The sequence below is a fragment of the Qipengyuania marisflavi genome (assembly GCF_005884405.1).
Lineage (GTDB): Bacteria > Pseudomonadota > Alphaproteobacteria > Sphingomonadales > Sphingomonadaceae > Qipengyuania > Qipengyuania marisflavi.
Genome location: NZ_VCAO01000006.1, coordinates 54,395 through 73,162 on the forward strand (window position 1 = coordinate 54,395; position 18,768 = coordinate 73,162).

The window sequence follows — 18,768 nt, forward strand, 5'->3', positions numbered from 1 at the left end:
CGGAACTTCAAGCGTCTTTGCGGACTGTTCTACCGCAAGACCGGCGAACAAACAGGAAGAAGATACATGACAATAATTGCAAGCTGGAATGGCGAAGTACTCGCACGGAGCGAGGAAACGGTGGTGGTCGAAGGCAATCACTATTTCCCCGCGAAAGATGTCAATCGCGGGGTGCTGGTGCCCAGCGAAAAGACCACCGTTTGCCCGTGGAAGGGTACTGCCGGTTATTTCTCGATCAATGCGGGCGGCCAGATCAACGAGGATGCGGCATGGGTCTATGCGCAACCCAAAGAAGCTGCGACGCAGATCAAGGACCACATCGCATTCTGGAAAGGCGTTGAAATATCGCAGGCATGAGCGCCGAGCGCGCCATCCTGAACCTGCTCGCCCGCCGCGGTCCCGATGCCACCATCTGCCCGAGCGAGGCCGCGCGCCTATTGGCGGGGCCAGCCGGTGACTGGCGCGCGCAGATGACCGGCGTGCATGGTGCTGCCGACCAGTTGGCGGCCGACGGGCGCATCAGGCTCACCTGGAAAGGCGCGTCACTTGCTGCCAGAGACGGAGCCTATAGGATTGGAGCCGTCACGAAATGATCCGCATGATTGCGCGCTGGGCACTTGCCATTTTCTATGCCGTGGCGGGCTATGCGCATCTGGCAAATCCCGCACCATTCCTGATCATCACGCCCGATTGGGTACCCGCACCGGGCGCGGTGGTGCTGTGGACCGGGGTGGCGGAATTGCTGGGGGCCGCGGCACTGGCGCAGCCGTGGTCCGCGCCGCTGCGGCGGGCCGGAGCCATCGGGCTGGCGCTGTATGCGGTGTGCGTGTTTCCTGCCAACATCAATCACTTCGCGCTGGATATGGCGCGCGAAGATGGGGGAATTGGGCTGGCATATCACGTGCCGCGGATGTTTGCCCAACCGCTGCTGGTATGGCTGGCGCTATGGTCCGGCGGCGTCACGGAGTGGCCGTTCCGCCGCCGGGATAGGCGTTAGCTCATGTGCTTGGATACAGCACCGGTCATCTTGAACATCGAGATCTGATCCTTGCCGATCACCGCTGCCAGCTTGGCGTCGGGATTGATCATGCGGCGATCCTTCGAGTCCTGCAGGTCTTCCTTCTTGATGTGGACCCACACCTTCGAAGTTACCTGAGCGCGGGTCATCGGACCCTTGCCCACAACCGCTTCGAGTTCCGGTGTCAGAGTTACCGGCTTTTGCAGTGCATTGTTCTTGCCAGCCATATTACATCCTTTCGTATTGTGGCTTCACGTCAGACTTCGTTTTCGAAGTCGCTTTCATCAAGGTCTTCGACCTCGTGCCCTTCAAACCGCGCAGTCAGGACTGCGACGGCTGTTACGTGCCCTTTCAGATTTCCCAAGAGATCCGCATATTTGGCGCCGGGCATCAGCGTCAGCGGCAGGTCGAGCGCGAACAGTTGAAAAACATAGCGATGCTCCTCGCCCAGTGGCGGGTCGGGCAGCAGCCATTCGGAATTGCCCTTGGCGTTCTTACCCGTGCGCGGCGGCACTTCGCCTTCGAGCAGCTTGCCCTTCTGCGGCGCGAGTCCCCAGACCAGCCAGTGCACTTCGCCCTTGTCGGCATCTTCGACGACCAGCGCCAGTTCCTGCGTACCGGGCGGCGGTGCGGTCCATTCCAGCGGCGGCGCGACGGCATCGTCCTCGCAAGCGGTGAAGCAGGGATCAAGCTCGCCATTATGGCGAAATGCCGGGCTGGTCAGCGCGAAGCCGCCGCGCCCCAGAGCCTTCTCCTCCGCAACCGCAGCGATCGTCAGCGCAGCGGGGACAGTGCCCCCGCCAATTGCTGTTTCGATCCACGCGGGCATACCAGCCGTCATTCCTGTCGTTCCTGTCGCATTTATTACCAATAGAGCGGCAACTTAGGCACACCGGAGGGGGGAGCGCCATGCCGCCCAGGCGAATTTGCACCGATTTTCGGGGCATATCGTCGCGAAAATCGCCCTGTCAGCCCTGAAATTGGCAATTTCCTTGCTCAGATGCGGTTAAGGCCGCATTCTAGAATGAATGATTTACTGGCACACAGGTGCCGAAACACTGGGGAATGATGTCATGGAATTGGGTCGCACCGTCTTATCAGCCACTCTGGCTTTGTCGCTCGCCGCCTGTGGTGGGGGCGGAGGAAATAGCGGCGGAGGAGGCGGCGGTGTCATCGGCGGCGGTGGGGGCGGAACTGGCGGCGGCGATGCATGCTCCCTGTCCGCACGGCAGGACTGGACATTTGCCCAGCTCAACGAATGGTATCTGTTCCCCGACTTGCTCGACAAGACGGTCAACCAAGCGTCTTACAATGATGTGCAATCCTATATCGATGCGCTGGTCGCTCCGGCCCGCGCGCAGGACAAGGATCGCTTCTTCACCTACATCACCTCCATTCAGGAGGAGAACGAGCTGATCAATAGCGGGTCAAACGCAGGTTTTGGCGTGCGGCTGTCCTATGACACCGATGCCAATCGCGTGTTCGTGGTCGAAGCGTTCGAAAATGCTCCCGCGTTCCAGGCCAATATCGACCGCGGCAGCGAGCTGATCTCGATCAATGGACAAACTGTTGCCAGTCTGATGGCATCCGGCGGTCCGCAAGCGGTCAGCCAGGCGCTTGGCCCCTCTGATCCGGGTGTTACTCGCAGGCTTGAGATACGCCAGCCTGATGGCAGCACATTCACTGTCCAGGTCAGCAAGACCGAATATGCGCTTGATCCACTGTCTGATCGTTACGGCGCGAAAATTCTCAACGATGGCGGGCGTCAGGTCGGCTATATCAATCTGCGTACCTTTATCGTGCAGGATGCAGGGCCTCAGCTGCGCCAGGCCTTCGGGCAGTTCAAGAACCGGGGAATCGACGAGGTCATCCTCGACCTGCGCTACAATGGCGGCGGCCTGATCTCTGTGGCCGAGTTGCTGGGAGATCTGATGGGAGCAGATCATGTCGGCGATGTGTTCAGTATCACCAAGTTCAGACCGTCCAAATCTGAAAACAACGAAACGACAAGGTTCGGGGCGGAAGCGAATGCCATCGCGGTGTCCAAGCTTGCAGTTATCGGGCGCGGCGGAACGGCCTCGGCCAGCGAACTGGTTACCAACAGCTTCATTCCCTACCTTGGAAACAATCTCGCGCTGATCGGCACCAACACCTTTGGCAAGCCGGTAGGGCAGATCGCGCTCGACCGTTCGGCCTGCGATGACCGGCTGCGCGCCGTGGCACTGAAGACCACCGACAAAAACGGGCGGGGCGAATATTTCGACGGGCTGGCCAGTGTGGTCAAGTCCAGTTGCCGGGCTGCCGATGGCATTCTGACACCGCTGGGTGATCCGTCAGAAGCGTCGATCTCGGTCGCGCTCGATTTCCTTGCCGGGCGCGCCTGCACACCAATCACGGCTGCAGCGAAGGATGGCACAATTGCGGCGGAAGGGCACGATCTGCAATTGTTGCAGTCGCGCGCACCAACCGCAGCGCAGTTCGAAATTCCAGGCCTGTTCTGACCTGCGCTTGACCGGAACGGTGTTCACGCGCCAAGATAGTATCATGGCGCGTGAACACACCACTTTCGCCGAATTCTGGCCCTTCTACCTGCGCGAACATTCGCGGCGGTCCACCCGCGCGCTGCATTATTTCGGGACCAGCCTGGTTGTGCTGCTGTCCATCATTGCGCTGGTATCCGGGCGGTGGTGGTGGTTTGCTGCGATGCCGCTGGCGGGATATTTCTTCGCCTGGATTGCGCATTTCACGGTGGAGAAGAACCGCCCCGCGACCTTCACTTATCCGCTCTGGAGTCTTGGCGCTGATTTTAGGATGTGGTGGCTATGGCTGACCGGCAGGATCGGTCCTGAACTGCGCAAGGCAGGGGTCAAGGACCCAGCTTAGGCGAAAGCCGCCACCAATGTCAGCGCAGATTGCGCAATCGACATTGGCACCCGGTGCGCAGGCCACCAGCGCGGCGCCAGCGCGCCCAGTCTGGTATCGACCCCCATCGTCAGCAATTGCGCACTGCCCAGCATGACCAGCACCGGCTCTGGCCCGAACCCGCCCAGCACCAGTGCGACAAGGCAGGCCATGCCGACTGCCGCTGCAAGCCCTGCGGCGACCCACAACCAGCCCAGCGATTGCCGCCGTTCCGCCGCAGGCGCACCCGCCGCGATGCCACACCAGCTCCCACCGGTTAGCCCCAGGGTGACGGCGGCGAACATGGCAATCAGCATCTGCACAGGCTCACGCCATTCGGGTGGTCCGGCATAAAGCGCGGCCACCAGTGCAATTTGCGGTAGGACACCGAGCACGCCCAGCCAGCGAGGTAAGGGCGGAACGCTGCGCATGGCTCAGGGATTGGCGGGGCCGGTGAAGGGCTGCGCATCGGTATAACCGCAGCCTTCGCGGCGGTCCTTGCCAATCATCAGCGTCACGACAAAGGGATAACTCCGGTCGCTCATCCCGTCGCTGCATTCGCCGGGGGTGGCAATCAGGTCGAAGCGCGCACCATCAAGCTGCCCGCTGAAACTGACACCATTGTTCCCCGCGAACCGCTTAACCATGAAGCGCGTTCCGTCGATATTTTCCGGCGTATTGTATCGCGCCGAAGTGCCGACGATTTCGCCGCCCCAGAACGGTTCGGTGCCTGTGAAATGAAGCGTTTCGTCAGCGCCGATGCCATCATATACCTTGCTCTGCCCGGCCTCTGGTCCACCGGCAGGCTGGCACGCGGCGAGCATTGCCCCCAACAGGATTATCGCGGCAATTCGCATGGTCTAACCTTTCTTATGCTGCGCCCGGATGAAGTCCACCGCCTGCGCCAATGCCTTGCGGCCTTCTGGCACGGGGAACAACATCCAGACATGAAACATGGCGTCATATTCATGATAGACGCAATCCTTGCGCCCGGCTTCATCGAGCCTTACAGCCAGTCGCCGCGCATCGGGCAACAGAATGTCCGATGTCCCCGCGAACACGGCCATTGGCGGCAGTGCCTTAAGAGAGCCGAACAGCGGGCTGACCTGAGGATCGGTCAGCGGCAGATCGCCGGCATAAAGCGCCCCGCACGCGGTCAGGCCGGCGCAGGTCAGCATTTTGTCGCGCGGCTCGATTTCTGCTTGCCCCTCCCCCGACGCCGTCGCATCCAGCCACGGCGAGAACAGCACCAGACTGCCCGGCATCGCAGCGCCATCTGCTGCCAGTATTTGTGCCAGCGCCAGCGCCATGCCGCCGCCTGCACTGTCGCCCATCAAGGTGATATTCTGCGCGCCATAGCGCAGCGCCAGTTCGGCAAAAACTGAACGCATGGCAGGCAGGGTTGCGCTTGCGGTGCTTTCGGGGGCCAGCGGGTACAGCGGGACTGTTGCTGAGGCGCCCAAGGCTTCACACAAGCGCCCGATCGCAGACCAATGGATTACTGCGGCATCCATCACATAACCGCCGCCATGCAAATACAGCAGATGCGGCGCACCGGGTGTCGCCCCGTGCTTCGGCTCGATCGTGATCACCGGGAAACCGCGACTGGCGAATTCCTTGATCGCAAATTTCCTGTGCATTTTCGCGCCGGGCCGCGCAGGTGCAGTATTACGCATTTTGGCGATACGGCCCGGGATTTTGTCCGGCTCTGAGAAGAACCGTTTGATGCCCAGCCGGGGCAGGAGCAAATTGACTATTCGTGCGCGCAGGCTTGGCATGACGATCTCCCGCCTCAGACAAAAGCGTCTGAGACCGCCCGCAAAGCTAGCGCGTTAGATCGTGCCGCGCCACCGGCGACGGGTCAGGCCCGGCGGCGGAACCCGAACAGGCGCGCCATAAAGCCCTTTTTGACCGGCGGTTCGTCTTCCTGCCCTGTCTCGACCACCTTGCGGCGCAAATCGGCTCCGGTGAATTCCTTGACCTCTTCCACCGTGCGGATTTGAATGAAATCGGCAGCCAGGATTGGTGAGGCGGGTTTCACCTCTTCTTCGCGCTTGGGTTCCAGCGTGCGTGCGCCGATGCCGTGAACCATCACGATTTCGGGCCGCATATCGACCATGCCGGAGATGACCGGAATACCACCCGGCAGACCGTGGATCGCGCATTCGGCCGCCACCGCCTGCTGATACAGCAGGGCACGCCACCAACAGCCCAGCACATATTCAACATAGCGCGCGGGGGCTTCGGTCGGATTTCCGTCCCGGAAAAAGTGACGCTGTTTGTGATGCAGCAATTTGGTGTTCAGCCGGTCAAGCCCTTCAAGATCGAGATAGACTTCGATGTCTTCGTCATATCCGGCCCATGCCGGTCCTTCCTCGGACCGGGTCTGGGTGATCAGCTCAGCCGCATCGGCGCGGGTGAAATCGAAGGGTTCATTGCAATACAGGCCCAGCATCATGAAGGGGTGGTGCAACTGACCCTTTTCAAAGGCACGGTCCGCCTCATTGGCGATGGCCAGCGCGACGCCGCCAATGGGTTCGCCTTCATGGACCGTGATTGCCTCGACCAGCTCTTCCCAGCCGGTTAGCTCCACGGTTTCGGGGCGCAGGGCCAGACATTCACGCGCCAGTTCGCTGTCGAGCGCGATCAGCGCTTCCTCCAGCACATCGGACACGGCTCCAAGATCGCCCACGGCAAATTGCGCGGTCAGGTGATCTTCCCACTGACGTTCGCCTTCTTCCGCGGCGAAAAGGGTCTGCAAATCATGCATTGGCAACTCAATTCCCTGCAACGCCGCGCTCTGGGCGGCATGTGCCACCCCGCATAACGGCAATTCCTAACTCGCCCGTTAACTTAGCCCGTGAACCTTTGCGGCGGGCTTTAGAGCCGTGCTTAAGGCCGGATGAAGACCAGGCCTGAGGTCAGAGTGTTAGCGCGCAGCGGACGTCGCGCGGTGCGGGCCGGGAACGGCGGGCGGACCATGCGCGTTTGAATTACTGACACCAGACACGCGAGACAGCACGATGAAGCTATCACCCAAACAGATTTGCGCCGTAGCAGTGGTTGCCGTGGCAGGCGCCATCAGCGGCGCAGCGATTGGCACCACTCCGGTGATAGAGCGCGAGACCTCCGCCACGATGCCGCAGGCAAACTTTGACGCGGCACGCGCCGCAAGTGCGATTGCCGCCAAGCCTGCCCCCAACCATTACCCCATCGTCACGCCGCAAGGCCGCTTCGAAGTGTCCGAACTGTCGAGCCGGGGTCTGTATCGCAACGCCCGTTATGAGGACAGTTTCTACAACGCACCGATGTATGACGAGGCGGTGGAACTGGCTGCCGAAACACGCGATTTTTATGTCGCTGAAGATGTCCATGTGGTGAAGCCAATAAGCCGCCAGCCAGCGGTTGCGGCAGTTGCGCCGACCATTGATGAAAGCACCCGCGCGCAGGAGCCGCTGTTCGCGCAAGCCACGCCGTTCCCGCAGCCTGAGATCGTACAGGGCCCCGCCAGAATGGTCGACGTCGCCGCCACACTAGCCGCGCGCAACTAACTCCAAACCCTCGACAGCCTCGACGCAGCCCGGCATGGCGGCGGACATGGAAAACTCCGACGAAGATTATGTTTACGATGACGCCAGCGGCGAATGGCTGCCCGCGTTCCAGCTCGCCGCCCTGCAGGCCGCCGAAAGCCAGATCGAAGTCCGGGACGCCGTTGGCAATGTGCTGGCCGATGGCGATCAGGTCACGCTGATCAAGGACCTCACCGTAAAGGGTGCGGGCCAGACACTGAAGCAGGGAACGCTGATCAAATCGATCCGCCTCACCGGCGATGCGCAGGAAATCGACTGCAAATATCCCGGCATTAAAGGTCTGGTCCTGCGCGCGGAGTTCGTGAAAAAGCGGTGAGCGACCAGCAGCCAGCCAGCGACCCGAATGACGGCCCCCGCATTCTGGTGGATGCCGATGCCTGTCCGGTAAAGGAGGAAACCTACCGCGTCGCAGCGCGCTATAAAGTGCCGGTCGTTATCGTCAGCAATTCCCCCTTACGTGTGCCGCAAAGTCCGCTGGTCAGCCGCGTCGTTGTCGATAACGGCTTCGATGCGGCGGATGACTGGATTGCCGAGCGGGCTGGGCCTGACACAGTCGTAATCACCGCCGATATCCTGCTGGCCGAACGCTGCGTCAAATCCTGTGCGCAGGTGCTGGCGCATAATGGCAAGCCCTTTACGGCCAATTCGATCGGCAGCGCGGTTGCGGTGCGCGCGATCATGGCGGATCTGCGGGTAGGTGCCGATGGCATTACCGGCGGGCCGCCACCCTTTTCCAAGGCCGATCGATCCGCCTATCTCCAGGCGCTCGACCGCGTGCTGGTCAAGCTCGCGAAGAGCCGCTGAGCCGCTTGCGATTGGCGGCAACCGGCGCGCGGTAATGCGCCAGCGCCTTCGCCCCCAGCGCCTCTGGCGTCTGTGTCAGCCCGCCCTGCATCAGTGCAGGCAGCAAGGTCATGCTGGCGGTCAGCTTCTCGCTCACCATCCGCTCCGCCTCGCGCGCGGCCAGCGGGCCGCCCATCATCAGCCGCATCGACCGCAGCCAGATGACGACGGCAGCGTCACTGGCCAACAGCCAGCTTTCGCTCGCCAGTTCGGGCCAGGTCTTGGAGGATGTGCGCGCCATTGAGAATTCCCTGATCGCAGCAAAATGCTGCACTGCAACAACGTCACTAGCACGCTTTGTGTCCAGCCCAACCCGAATTCCTGCGGCTTAGCGCGCAAACTGGCGTATGGTGCTGGCGGGGCATACCGCCCCGATTGGAAAGATCATGGCCAAAGGCCAGAAGAAATCGAGCCGCGAAGCCCGCAAACCCAAGGCTGACAAAGGCCCCAAGCAGAATGCCTCCAACCCCAGCGTCAAGCCTGGCGGGATCAAGGGCCTGGAGAATATGACCAACGGCTAGCCTTTGGGTGCCTTGCCTTTGGAGCTCCCGCCGCTGGCCTTAGGCTTGGCGGCTTTGGGCTTGGCCTTCCCCGCACCGGCCCGCGCTGCATGCGCAGCAATCGCGTCGTCGATCTGGATGATGCGCTGGCGTTCGGGCGTGTCCTTGGCCAGACCTTTGAGTCGGCACGTCGCCCACAGGGCCTTGCGTTCCGATTGGAGCGACTTGAGATAGAGATCGGCCATGCGGGTTTTCCGTAAGTTTGCGGTAATGGACAGGCGGGACCGATAGGCCCCGCCTGCAATCCGTCAATCCCGCTGCAGGTTAATCATTGACCACGAAAGTGATCTTCAGAGTGCAGCGCCATTCGGTGATTTCGCCATTATCAACGGTCGCCTTGGTATCCTTGACCCACACGCCCTGGATGCCCTTGATCGTCTTGGACGCGCGCTTCACGCCTTCGCGCACGGCATCTTCGACGCTGGTGGGCGAGGAGGCGATGATTTCGGTGACTTTTGCAACTGACATAAACTGTGCTCCTGTAAGGATGTCCGCGCGGTTGCGGGACTATGCCTTATCAAGCGGTGGCGGCGGCGGTTGTTCCGCTTTTCCCGCCGCCCCGCGTGGCGATCAGGAACACGCAGGGCTTCCAAACGCTTGTTCGGCAGACAAAACAACCGGAGCGCACCATGGCCGACAAATCCCCCCAGCAGCATCTCGCCCACATTGCCAAGGCGATGAAGGATATCGATTTCGTGATGCTCAATACGCATACCAAAGATGGCCAGATCGGCGCGCGGCCGATGAGCAACAACCGCCAGGTCGATTATGATGGCGACAGCTATTACTTCACCTGGGAAGACAGCCTGATGGTCACCGATATCAAGGGCGATCCCAAGGTTGGCCTGTCCCTGCAAGGTGCCCCATCGCCGAAGGGCGCACCGGGCATCTTCATCAGCGTCGAAGGCAAGGCCGAGATCGTCCGCGACAAGGCGGCCTTCGCCGAGCATTGGGTGGACGAGCTGGACCGCTGGTTCAAGGACGGTACCGGCACCGAAGGGCTCGTCATGCTGCACGTTCATGCCACCCGCGCCGCCTATTGGGATGGTGAGAACGATGGCGATTTCGACATCGACTAGCGCTTTTCAGGGCGCAGCCAATCACGAAGCTGGCTATTTGGGCCGGTTGACAAAGGTGGGTGACAAAGGTGACAGGGCGTCACCTTTCCAAGTCCGCGTCAAGCTCCTGCAAATGCAGGAAAAGTTCGTCATTTGACATGGCGGACGGACAGGGGAATGAGGGCTCGTAATCGGGATCGGCGCTGGAATTGGCGCGGATCAGCGCGAGTTCGGATCGGTCCGCAGGTGTGCGTGCCCCGGTTTTGACTGCATCCCCGCGCTCGACCGCGCCAAGCAGTGCTTCGAAATCGCGCGCATGCCGCTCCGCCGTCGGGCCGAGCTTGCCCATCAGCGGAATGCCGCCCAGCGACATCTTGTGCAGCAGCGCAACCGTCAGCCGCTCGTCGAACTTGCGATAGCTGCCGACCTGCTCGCCCTGGAAGAACACTGGTATCTCCACCCCGTTGAGCGCCCGCTCGAGCGCGGTATGCGCGAGCAGATCGTAGGAATGATGAAACGCCACCTCCCACGCCAGATCAAACGCCTTGCCCTTCAGCCGGGAGCGCAGCCGATAGGCTGACTGGCGCGACATGCCGACCGACTTTGCCGCCGCGGTGACCGAGTGCGTGGCGGACAATTGGCGCAGGAACCCCGCCTGCTTGTCCGGCGACCAGCCATCGTGGCGGGTAGCATCGGAGGAGGGAGTGGCGGGCGAAAGGGATGTGTCATGCGTGCTCATCGCGGAGCATAAGGCAGAATTTTGGCGTGTAGGAAAGTTTCAAGCGCACCGGCTACAGACCGGGTAAGAACGGGCGGCGACCAGCCGGCTGCAAGGCCGCCCGGTGCTAGAGGGCGCAGACAAACAACTCTTCACCAAATACAGACCGTTGCCTTTTTACAATCGGGCTATGGAAACCGTCGATCTGTTCTTGGCCCGCCCCATTGCACTGTTCATTGTGTTGGCGATTGGCGCAACCATCGGAATCGTGTTTGAGCGTATAGTGTCAGCGGCTGACCGCGAACAACGCAAAGCCTATTGGCGCGGGCGCAATGCCGCCAGTGGCCGTTCTGGACCGCAATCAAACGAGCGCGCCAGGAACAGCCAGGCGACTGCAGCGGACTTCGCCGCCGAGCAATTAAAGGTCGTTTGCAAGGCCAGTTTTCATCGCGCGCGCTGCTCAACAAATCGGAAGCAATCCTGTTCAGCGCCCTCGACAAGGCAGTAATCGCGCGCAATCCTGATTGGCAGGTCATGGCGCAAGTCAGCCTGGGCGAATTCCTCGCCAGCCCCGACAAGGACGCCTATTTCGCAGTCAATTCAAAGCGCGTCGACTTCGCGCTGATGGACGAGCATTGCCGCGTGGTTCACGCTATCGAATATCAGGGCACCGGCCACCACCAAGGAAGCGCCGCCGCGCGCGACGCGGTGAAGAAGGAAGCGCTGCGCAAAGCGGGCATCGGCTATCACGAGGTGGTCGCCGGCCACACCACGCCGAGCGAACTCAGGGCGCTGGTGGAGAAGCTGGTTCCGGCGGGTTAATCGCAGTGCTTCTGCGCTTCCTCGGCCTCTTCGGCTAAGGTCTCGCGCTTGATATTCTCGCTCGCCAGGTCGCTGTCCGAGCTCTGCTTTCGCCGCAAAGACGCGCACTTCCTGCTTGAGCCTTTTCGCTAGAGATATTTCAACCGCGCGCCCTTCTCGTATTCGTCGAGGTAGTAGACTTCCTCCAGCAGCCAGCGCGCGCGCTCGCGGATGAAGTCGAATTCGAAGGCAACGTCAAAGCCGGTTTCGTCGCGCGCGGTCACGGGTACAGTGCATTTCCCGTCATCTCCGCTCGCGCTGCCCACGGTGCAGTTGGCGGAAGAAAAGGTGGGGGCTGAACCGTAGGCGGGAAGCTGGGGCTTTTTGGCCGGGCCGCAGTAATGGGCAATCAGCTTGAGATATGATCGCTCAGACTGCACATCGCGTGGATCGACCTGATGGGCCGACCACGCGTAAGTGTTCCAGCGCTCATAGTCGGCAATGAATAGCCTCGCGATGTCGGCGGGATCGGGAGGCAGAGCGTTCGCATATTCAGGTTCACCGACCGCGTCCGATCTCCCGCCGAACAGGCGCCCGATCCAGCTCACCGCTCAGTCATGCTCCCGGTCGCCCTGTCCCATGTAAAGCTCGCGTCCTGTTTTTTCGTAGACGCGGCTCATCTCCTCCATGCCCTTCTCCGCTTCCTCGGCCTCTTGCGGAGAGGTCTCGCGCTTGATGTTCTCGCTCGCCAGGTAGCTGTCGGAGTTTTGCTTCGCCGCGAAATCCCGCACTTCCTGGCTGATCTTCATGCTGCAGAACTTCGGGCCGCACATGGAGCAGAAATGCGCGGTCTTGGCGCCTTCTGCGGGTAGCGTCTGGTCGTGGTATTGCTCGGCCGTGTCGGGGTCGAGCGACAGGTTGAACTGGTCGCGCCAGCGGAATTCGAAGCGCGCTTTACTGAGCGCGTCATCGCGCACCTGCGCGGCGGGGTGTCCCTTGGCCAGATCGGCGGCGTGGGCGGCCAGCTTGTAGGTGATCACGCCCACCTTCACATCGTCACGGTCGGGCAGGCCGAGGTGTTCCTTGGGCGTGACGTAGCAAAGCATCGCGGTCCCGTACCAGCCGATCTGTGCCGCGCCGATCCCGCTGGTGATGTGGTCATATCCCGGCGCGATATCGGTGACGAGCGGGCCGAGGGTGTAGAACGGTGCCTCGCCGCAGACCTCAAGCTGCTTGGTCATGTTCTCCTTGATCTTGTGCATGGGCACGTGGCCCGGCCCTTCGATCATCACCTGCACATCGGATTTCCACGCGCGGTGGGTCAGCTCGCCCAAAGTGTAAAGCTCGGCAAACTGCGCTTCGTCATTGGCATCGGCGATGCTGCCCGGGCGCAGGCCATCACCCAGCGAATAGGCGATGTCATAGGCCTTCATGATCTCGGTGATGTCGTCGAAGTGCTCGTAGAGGAAGCTCTCCTTGTGATGTGCCAGACACCATTTCGCCATGATCGAACCGCCGCGGCTGACGATGCCGGTGACGCGTTTGGCGGCCATCGGGACATAGGGCAGGCGTACGCCGGCGTGGATGGTGAAATAGTCGACGCCCTGCTCGGCCTGTTCAATCAGCGTGTCGCGGAAGATTTCCCACGTCAGGTCTTCGGCCACGCCGCCGACCTTCTCCAGCGCCTGATAAATCGGCACGGTGCCGATGGGCACGGGGCTGTTGCGGATGATCCATTCGCGGGTGTCGTGGATATTGCGTCCGGTGCTCAGATCCATGACCGTATCGCCGCCCCAGCGGATCGACCAGACCATCTTGTCGACCTCGGTCGCCACATCGGATGCGACGGCGGAATTGCCGATATTGGCGTTGATCTTGACCAGGAAGTTGCGCCCGATCGCCATCGGTTCGCATTCGGGATGGTTGACGTTGCTGGGAATGATCGCGCGGCCGCGCGCCAGCTCGTCACGGACGAATTCGGGGGTGACGTAATCGGGGATTGCCGCGCCGAAACTCTCACCCCGGTCACGTTCCTGCCCCAGCACATCGCGCATCCGCGCACGGCCGAGATTTTCGCGCTCGGCGACATATTCCATTTCGGGCGTGATGATGCCCCGGCGGGCGTAATGCATCTGGCTGAGGTTCTTGCCCTGCCTGGCGCGCAAGGGGCGGCGCAGTGCGGTGGGGAAAGCGGGCACCCCGCCACTGCGGTCGGGGCCGAGCTGGCCATTGTCTTCGGGCTTTATTTCGCGCGGCGCGTATTCCTCCACATCGCCGCGCGCCAGCTGCCATTCGCGGCGCAGCGGGGCGAGGCCCTTGGCAATGTCGATCTGTATATCGGGATCGGTGTAGGGACCACTGGTGTCATAGACGCGCACCGGCGCTTCGCCGCCCTCAAGCTGGATCTCGCGCATCGCCACGCCCAGCTTGCCGACGTGAACCTTTTTGGAGCCCCGGATCGGCCCGGTCGTAACGCCGATTTCGAATTTGCTGTTGATATCGGCCATACGTAAACTCTCCTCGTGGCGAAAGAGAGCGCATGTCGGTTGCCGGCACGCCCGCTCCCTCCGCCGATGTTAATCGGTTCAGGTTCAACGGGTCGGAGGATGCAAACCCTCCCTCTCAGCACAAGCGCGCTCCCCGGGGATGGTGCTTCTTAGGCGAAGAAGAGGTCGCCGCCAAGCGGTTCGGGCAGTAGGGTAAGTTCGGAAGCGATGCATGTTTCGGTAGCCGCCTATAGATAAGACGTTCGGGGGTGATTCGCACTGCCCCGCAATCAGATGACTAGCGTTGCATAAGGGCCAATCGCCAAAAATCTCGTTTGGCCGACGCTAAGCGACGAAGAGCACATTCGCTTCACCTGCGCGCGATTTGTGCAAGAGACCGCGCTGAGACCAAATGTCGTTTTTATACAATTGCCTAGGTTCCGAAAATCTGAGGCGAAGCGCTTTTATCCTGTGTTTTCAGTAATTGTGGCTGATCGAGCTACATTATGTCGTCCTCCAAACCGCCCCAGATACCACATCGTCATACGCGCAAGGAGACCAAGAAATCGATGTGGCAATGCGGCAACATTCGGGATGAGCTGTGGTTTTCAAACGATGAATCAAACGCCAGAAACCCCGCAACTACGGCAGTTTGCGATGATCGGCGTTGACTCTGCCCCGCTGGCGCGGCATATGGCCAATCGAGTTCGCATAGATACGAATTGAATTTGGAGGATAATATAATGCGGAATGTTCTTAGCGCCGCTGCTGCGCTTGGTCTTATGGTTGCCCCGGTTGCTGCTCAGGCAGGTACCCGTGCAAATGACGTGGTTCCTGCTGCTGCCAAGGTGCAGCGTGCAGTTCAGACCGTTGATAGTGAGAGTGAACTGGCTGGTGGCTCGGCCATTCTCATCGCAATTCTGGCTCTTGCTGCGGTTATCGCTGGCGTCATCATCATTGCTGACGACGACGATAACGATTCGAACGGCTAAATCGCTTTGATGCTCTGATGTCTGCTTACGCAGATAGCATTGCGTTAGTGATCACTGTTTAACAAATGCCCCCGTCGACACTGTCGGCGGGGGCATTTGTATGTTTAAGCGCGAAACTTACCGGGCGGCGAAGTCTCGCTGGCGGTGGCGATCGTTAGGTAAAGTGGCTTCGATTGGTGCGTATGGCGCCCAATTCGTGGTGTGCAGTCTGCGCATCGGTGTATACTGCCAATATGCCCGCAGTTTTGTGACATCTGCGTATTGTTCTATCGCCCATTGGATGCACCCGCCGGTAGCTCCGAATTTCTAAAGGTTGCACCAGCCATGGCGAAGTCTGCCGAGCCCCGATTTTCAGCGCCGTTACGCCAAATCGATGCCCGCGGTCCGTCCCTCCCGCTGTTGATTATGTTTTTCATCGCTCTGTTGGTGGGCGGTGGCGGTACGCCGTCACCTTTCCCGGAGATGATTGTCGAACTGGCGGGCCTCGCGCTGCTGGCTTGGGCTGCTTTCGAACCAACAGCCCGCCATTCTTTGCTGGCAGCCGTGCGTCGTGAACCAGTTCTTACAGGGCTGGGCATAGCGCTCGCGCTGCTAATGGTCGCGCAGATCATTCCGCTCCCTGCCGGGGTTTGGCAAGCCCTGCCTGGACGCGCAATTATTGCCGAGAACACCAAGTCGCTGGACCCCGCGATGTGGCACAGTTTCTCGGTCGCGCCATCATTGACATTCTCGTCGCTCTTGTCGCTGATCCCGCCGTTTGCAGCCTATCTGGTCGCCAGTGGTACCAAACCTGCTCAGCGCGACTGGTTGTTCCCCGCGCTGGCGCTTTTCGCCTTGGCAACCATTGCGCTGCAAATGCTGCAGGCGGGCGGGCCCTTTTCGCTATATTCGGCTGGCGCTGAGAATTTTTCCGGAGGATTTCAGGCAAACCGCAACGCGCAGGGAGACATTCTGGCCATCCTGCTGTCAGCGCTGGCGTGCCGACCGCGATTGAAAGGCCAGGAGCGCACGACATTCTGGGCGATACAGGGTGTACTGGCATCGGTACTGCTGATTGCGGTGGTCCTGACGGGGTCACGGTCGGGCTTGGCAATGTGCCTGATATGTGCGCTGATCCTGGCCTTGCGCGGCATGTGGGATATGCGGCGCAAGAGCGCCCGTGCAGTAGCGATCGTCGCAGCCGCAGGCGCGGTCATGCTTGCTGGCGCTGCGGCATATCTGGTGAATAACGTCACTGTCCTCAAGACTTTGGCGCGGTTTGGTGCCGGCGAAGAAGGGCGGACGGCCGTTATCTGGCCCGATGCCTGGTACGCTGTAGGACAAGTGTTTCCGTGGGGGACTGGCTTTGGAACGTTTGTCCCGGTGTTCAAGATTTACGAGAGCCAGGAACTCCTGGATTCTACGGTCGCCAATCGCGCGCATAACGAAATTCTGGAATTGCTGATTGAAGGCGGCTGGCCCGCATTGGCGATCGCCGGACTCGCGCTGTTTATGGTCCTGTGGCGCGGGTGGACTGTCATGCGGCAGGGAGCCTCCAGTTCGGCACGCTATCGCGGCGCATTGTTAATGCTGGTCTCAGTCTTGCTGAGCGCACATTCTCTGGTCGACTATCCGATCCGCACGATGTCCGTGGCTGTGGTATGGGCGATGCTGCTTGGCCTTGTGATCGCTGACCGGGCCGATGGTGCCAACGATGGCAACGAGCAGGTCACAGCGGAAGTGTCACGCGGGAAACGGAGTAAACGGAGAGCCGAACGTCGGCGTCGAAGCCCTTCAGAACGCACCAGACTCGCCTTGTCCCTCGCCGTTGTCGCAGGTTTGGTGCCGTTGGTGGTGCTCGCAACACTGGAACGGGCACGCCGTCCGCTGCCGTTCAATCTGTCATGCATACTTCCCACGCCCAATGCCTGCCTGAACACCATTGCCACCCTCAGCGCGAACGCCCCTGACGCCGATCTGTCACCGCTGACCGCGATGATGGCAGCGCGCTATCCGGCGAACGATAAGATGCAATCGCTGCACGGCGCGCAACTGCTGCGCAAAGGCGATCCGCGCGCGACGCTGTTCCTGCACAATGCTGCACGGCTGGGCTGGCGCGAGCCGCTGGGCCAGATCAATGCGTTTGAGACAGCCTTGTCCCAAGGGGAAATTCCCAAGGCGGTGCTTCACCTCGATGCGCTGTTCCGTACGCATCCCGAATTCATGCAGCAGCCCGGGCTGCTCGACGGCGTGTTGGCCGATGAAAGGGTGCGGCAAGAATGGGCCGCACGGCTGGCCGAGGGGCCCGATTATTTCAATCTGCTGATGCAATTCATTGCCCGCTCTGCTGGTGAGGCGGTGCCCGAAGGTCAGGCCGATGGCTGGGCGAAACGGGTTGAGATCCTGGCACTGGCACGCGCCAACGGTCTGGCGATCCCGCGCGACATGGCAGCGCGTGAAGCTTCGATTGTTTTTCGCAGCGACCGAGCACGCGCAGCGGATTTCTGGACCGCTCTGGCCGGTCCCGGCGGCTGGGCCGAGGGCAAGCCTGCATGGTCCACCAGCCCGCCTGCCGGGCCGCTTGATCCCGGCGGGACCCGTTTTGCGTGGTTTGCACCGCAAGGCGACCGCAGCCCGGTTGAGATCGTGCGCGCATCAGGACAACCCGCCGCCATCGCCACGCAAAGCAGTCTGAACGGGCCCGCGCGCCAATTGGCGTCGCTGGCTCTGTTCATGGGCCCGGGCGGTCACGAATTGCGCTGGACCACAAATGGTGCCGAAACCGGTGATCTTTTTCCCTCACTCACTTGCGAAAATGGCCGTCCGCCCGAATTGCAATTGCTCGATCCGCCGGGCCCGGGAATGGGCGCAGCAGTGGTAATCGTGGCCGAAGATTGCGGCGGCGTGCTGGTCACAATCAACAAGGGGCGCGGCCAACTTGCCAAGGGTGCGAGCATTTCTGACATCATGTTGGACAGGAAGCGGTTGCTAGAATGACCGTGAACCCATAAACCACACTCTTCTGGTGGGGGCCGAAACCGGTGATCGTTGATCGCTACAAATAATAAACGACAATCCTAGATGGGGTCGAGACGGATGAATGCTGTAATCGAGTGGGCGGGAACGCACAGGCGGGCCCTCCAGGCAGCGGCGCTGGCGCTTGCTGTTGCGGGCTGTACCAACACTTCGGTGTCTGAAGATCTGCCGCGCGGCGCGGCCGCCTATGCGGCGATTCAGCCCCCTGGGGCTGAGGCTGTGACCGAGTACCGGATCAAGCCCTTCGATATTCTGACGATCAGCACCTTTAACGAACCCGGCCTGACCTTTGCCAAGATCCCGATCGACGCGGTGGGCCAGTTCTCGTTCCCCTTTATCGGGCGGGTGGATGCTGCAGGGCTTTCGCCGCACCAGATCGAAATGGAAATCAAGCAGCGGCTGGACGCGCGCTATACGCAAAACGCGCAGGTTACAGTGTTCGTCGCCTCGGCGTCAGGGCTCCTGTTCACCGTCGAAGGCGATGTGAAGAAGCCCGGCGCGTTCGAATATACCGGCGAGACCACTCTGCTGCAGACGCTGGCCCGCGCGGGCAGCCCCACCGAAACCGCCAAGCTGAGCGAAGTCGTGGTCTTCCGCGTCATCGACGGCCAGCGGTATGGCGGGGTATTCAACGCGCAGGATATTCGTGAAGGCCGGGTCGATGATCCGATAATCTTCCCGGGCGACACGGTCGTTGTCGGCTATTCCGCAATCAAGTCAGGCTGGCGCGAATTCCTGTCCATTGGCCCGATCGTCAACGCATTTACCCGGTTCTGAAGGCTTAAG

General features: G+C 61.0%; 26 protein-coding genes and 1 riboswitch. Of the genes, 14 read left to right on the top strand and 12 right to left on the bottom strand.

From position 1 onward, the window contains the following. Positions 1-66: 66 nt before the first annotated feature. From FEV51_RS10805 to FEV51_RS10815, 3 genes are read left to right on the top strand one after another with little or no spacing between them, the layout of a single operon-like run. Positions 67-357 (top strand): DUF427 domain-containing protein, encoded by a 291-nt coding sequence (locus FEV51_RS10805; protein ID WP_138618807.1) that lies wholly within the window; start codon positions 67-69, stop codon positions 355-357. Next, the gene (locus FEV51_RS10810) at positions 354-593 is read left to right on the top strand and encodes a DUF3253 domain-containing protein (RefSeq protein WP_138618809.1); all 240 of its coding nucleotides are present in this window, start codon (positions 354-356) and stop codon (positions 591-593) included. The genes FEV51_RS10805 and FEV51_RS10810 overlap by 4 nt, the downstream gene beginning before the upstream one ends. Next, positions 590-997: a DoxX family protein gene (locus tag FEV51_RS10815; RefSeq protein WP_138618811.1), complete on the top strand. Its 408-nt coding sequence runs from the start codon at positions 590-592 to the stop codon at positions 995-997. The genes FEV51_RS10810 and FEV51_RS10815 overlap by 4 nt, the downstream gene beginning before the upstream one ends. Here FEV51_RS10815 and FEV51_RS10820 read toward each other — a convergent pair. Both FEV51_RS10820 and FEV51_RS10825 read right to left on the bottom strand, forming a co-directional pair. Further along, positions 994-1,245: an SWIB/MDM2 domain-containing protein gene (locus tag FEV51_RS10820; protein ID WP_138618813.1), complete on the bottom strand. Its 252-nt coding sequence runs from the start codon at positions 1,243-1,245 to the stop codon at positions 994-996. The genes FEV51_RS10815 and FEV51_RS10820 overlap by 4 nt on opposite strands. Before the next feature lie 29 nt (positions 1,246-1,274). Beyond that, positions 1,275-1,859 carry a YbhB/YbcL family Raf kinase inhibitor-like protein gene (locus FEV51_RS10825; RefSeq protein WP_138618815.1) on the bottom strand — a complete coding sequence of 195 codons (585 nt, stop codon included), beginning with the start codon at positions 1,857-1,859 and terminating at the stop codon, positions 1,275-1,277. Positions 1,860-2,091: 232 nt separating this feature from the next. Between FEV51_RS10825 and FEV51_RS10830 the strand changes: the two genes are divergently transcribed. Together FEV51_RS10830 and FEV51_RS10835 are read left to right on the top strand one after the other, a co-directional pair. Further along, positions 2,092-3,519, top strand: a complete 1,428-nt coding sequence (locus FEV51_RS10830; RefSeq protein WP_138618817.1) for a S41 family peptidase — start codon at positions 2,092-2,094, stop codon at positions 3,517-3,519. A 43-nt stretch (positions 3,520-3,562) separates the two neighbouring features. Beyond that, positions 3,563-3,901 (top strand): Mpo1-like protein, encoded by a 339-nt coding sequence (locus tag FEV51_RS10835; protein WP_138618819.1) that lies wholly within the window; start codon positions 3,563-3,565, stop codon positions 3,899-3,901. On the opposite strand, the gene FEV51_RS10840 is transcribed toward FEV51_RS10835, so the two are convergent. The 4 genes from FEV51_RS10840 to FEV51_RS10855 form a co-directional block, all read right to left on the bottom strand. Next, positions 3,898-4,350 (bottom strand): DUF3429 domain-containing protein, encoded by a 453-nt coding sequence (locus tag FEV51_RS10840; RefSeq protein WP_138618821.1) that lies wholly within the window; start codon positions 4,348-4,350, stop codon positions 3,898-3,900. The two genes, FEV51_RS10835 and FEV51_RS10840, sit on opposite strands and share 4 nt — an antisense overlap. 3 nt (positions 4,351-4,353) lie before the next feature. After that, positions 4,354-4,776, bottom strand: coding sequence for a COG3650 family protein (locus FEV51_RS10845; protein WP_138618823.1), 423 nt, complete (start codon positions 4,774-4,776; stop codon positions 4,354-4,356). Positions 4,777-4,779: 3 nt separating this feature from the next. Further along, positions 4,780-5,697 (bottom strand): alpha/beta hydrolase fold domain-containing protein, encoded by a 918-nt coding sequence (locus FEV51_RS10850; RefSeq protein WP_138618825.1) that lies wholly within the window; start codon positions 5,695-5,697, stop codon positions 4,780-4,782. A gap of 83 nt (positions 5,698-5,780) precedes the next feature. Continuing rightward, positions 5,781-6,689, bottom strand: coding sequence for a hypothetical protein (locus FEV51_RS10855; RefSeq protein ID WP_138618827.1), 909 nt, complete (start codon positions 6,687-6,689; stop codon positions 5,781-5,783). Positions 6,690-6,942: 253 nt separating this feature from the next. Here FEV51_RS10855 and FEV51_RS10860 point away from each other — a divergent pair, with 253 nt between their 5' ends. Genes FEV51_RS10860 through FEV51_RS10870 form a run of 3 tightly spaced genes read left to right on the top strand, consistent with a single transcriptional unit; the run spans position 6,943 to position 8,313 of the window. After that, complete coding sequence (locus tag FEV51_RS10860; RefSeq protein ID WP_138618829.1) at positions 6,943-7,470, top strand: hypothetical protein; 528 nt, start codon at positions 6,943-6,945, stop codon at positions 7,468-7,470. Between the two features lie 46 nt (positions 7,471-7,516). Continuing rightward, positions 7,517-7,825: an alkylphosphonate utilization protein gene (locus FEV51_RS10865; protein WP_138618831.1), complete on the top strand. Its 309-nt coding sequence runs from the start codon at positions 7,517-7,519 to the stop codon at positions 7,823-7,825. After that, positions 7,822-8,313 carry a YaiI/YqxD family protein gene (locus tag FEV51_RS10870; protein WP_138618833.1) on the top strand — a complete coding sequence of 164 codons (492 nt, stop codon included), beginning with the start codon at positions 7,822-7,824 and terminating at the stop codon, positions 8,311-8,313. Before FEV51_RS10865 ends, FEV51_RS10870 begins: the two co-directional genes overlap by 4 nt. On the opposite strand, the gene FEV51_RS10875 is transcribed toward FEV51_RS10870, so the two are convergent. After that, positions 8,291-8,593 (bottom strand): hypothetical protein, encoded by a 303-nt coding sequence (locus tag FEV51_RS10875; protein WP_138618835.1) that lies wholly within the window; start codon positions 8,591-8,593, stop codon positions 8,291-8,293. The two genes, FEV51_RS10870 and FEV51_RS10875, sit on opposite strands and share 23 nt — an antisense overlap. 145 nt (positions 8,594-8,738) lie before the next feature. Here FEV51_RS10875 and FEV51_RS13425 point away from each other — a divergent pair, with 145 nt between their 5' ends. Beyond that, positions 8,739-8,873, top strand: coding sequence for a hypothetical protein (locus FEV51_RS13425; RefSeq protein WP_281281628.1), 135 nt, complete (start codon positions 8,739-8,741; stop codon positions 8,871-8,873). Here the strand turns inward: FEV51_RS13425 and FEV51_RS10880 are convergent. Both FEV51_RS10880 and FEV51_RS10885 read right to left on the bottom strand, forming a co-directional pair. Further along, positions 8,870-9,097 carry a hypothetical protein gene (locus FEV51_RS10880; RefSeq protein ID WP_138618837.1) on the bottom strand — a complete coding sequence of 76 codons (228 nt, stop codon included), beginning with the start codon at positions 9,095-9,097 and terminating at the stop codon, positions 8,870-8,872. The genes FEV51_RS13425 and FEV51_RS10880 overlap by 4 nt on opposite strands. A 79-nt stretch (positions 9,098-9,176) precedes the next feature. Further along, positions 9,177-9,380, bottom strand: coding sequence for a dodecin family protein (locus FEV51_RS10885; protein ID WP_138618839.1), 204 nt, complete (start codon positions 9,378-9,380; stop codon positions 9,177-9,179). A 161-nt stretch (positions 9,381-9,541) separates the two neighbouring features. On the opposite strand from FEV51_RS10885, the gene FEV51_RS10890 reads away from it, so the two are divergent. Further along, a complete protein-coding gene (locus tag FEV51_RS10890) occupies positions 9,542-9,991 on the top strand; it encodes a pyridoxamine 5'-phosphate oxidase family protein (protein ID WP_138618841.1) in 450 nt (149 codons plus the stop codon). A 79-nt stretch (positions 9,992-10,070) separates the two neighbouring features. Here the strand turns inward: FEV51_RS10890 and FEV51_RS10895 are convergent, their stop codons facing one another. Next, positions 10,071-10,709, bottom strand: coding sequence for a hypothetical protein (locus FEV51_RS10895; RefSeq protein WP_138618843.1), 639 nt, complete (start codon positions 10,707-10,709; stop codon positions 10,071-10,073). A gap of 408 nt (positions 10,710-11,117) precedes the next feature. On the opposite strand from FEV51_RS10895, the gene FEV51_RS13370 reads away from it, so the two are divergent. After that, the gene (locus tag FEV51_RS13370; RefSeq protein ID WP_246034538.1) at positions 11,118-11,510 is read left to right on the top strand and encodes a DUF2726 domain-containing protein; all 393 of its coding nucleotides are present in this window, start codon (positions 11,118-11,120) and stop codon (positions 11,508-11,510) included. A 128-nt stretch (positions 11,511-11,638) separates the two neighbouring features. Here FEV51_RS13370 and FEV51_RS10905 read toward each other — a convergent pair whose 3' ends face one another. Both FEV51_RS10905 and thiC read right to left on the bottom strand, forming a co-directional pair. Next, a complete protein-coding gene (locus FEV51_RS10905; protein ID WP_138618845.1) occupies positions 11,639-12,097 on the bottom strand; it encodes a hypothetical protein in 459 nt (152 codons plus the stop codon). A gap of 3 nt (positions 12,098-12,100) precedes the next feature. After that, positions 12,101-13,996, bottom strand: a complete 1,896-nt coding sequence (thiC, locus tag FEV51_RS10910; RefSeq protein WP_138618847.1) for a phosphomethylpyrimidine synthase ThiC — start codon at positions 13,994-13,996, stop codon at positions 12,101-12,103. Positions 13,997-14,034: 38 nt separating this feature from the next. Then, positions 14,035-14,142, bottom strand: a riboswitch (TPP riboswitch). Positions 14,143-14,718: 576 nt separating this feature from the next. On the opposite strand from thiC, the gene FEV51_RS10915 reads away from it, so the two are divergent. The 3 genes from FEV51_RS10915 to FEV51_RS10925 all read left to right on the top strand — a co-directional run bounded on the left by FEV51_RS10915 (position 14,719) and on the right by FEV51_RS10925 (position 18,759). Further along, on the top strand, positions 14,719-14,967 hold the full coding sequence (locus FEV51_RS10915) for a hypothetical protein (RefSeq protein WP_138618849.1): 249 nt from the start codon (positions 14,719-14,721) through the stop codon (positions 14,965-14,967). A gap of 405 nt (positions 14,968-15,372) precedes the next feature. After that, on the top strand, positions 15,373-17,943 hold the full coding sequence (locus tag FEV51_RS10920; protein WP_171033111.1) for an O-antigen ligase family protein: 2,571 nt from the start codon (positions 15,373-15,375) through the stop codon (positions 17,941-17,943). Between the two features lie 99 nt (positions 17,944-18,042). Continuing rightward, positions 18,043-18,759, top strand: a complete 717-nt coding sequence (locus tag FEV51_RS10925; RefSeq protein WP_171033112.1) for a polysaccharide biosynthesis/export family protein — start codon at positions 18,043-18,045, stop codon at positions 18,757-18,759. Positions 18,760-18,768: the final 9 nt, after the last annotated feature.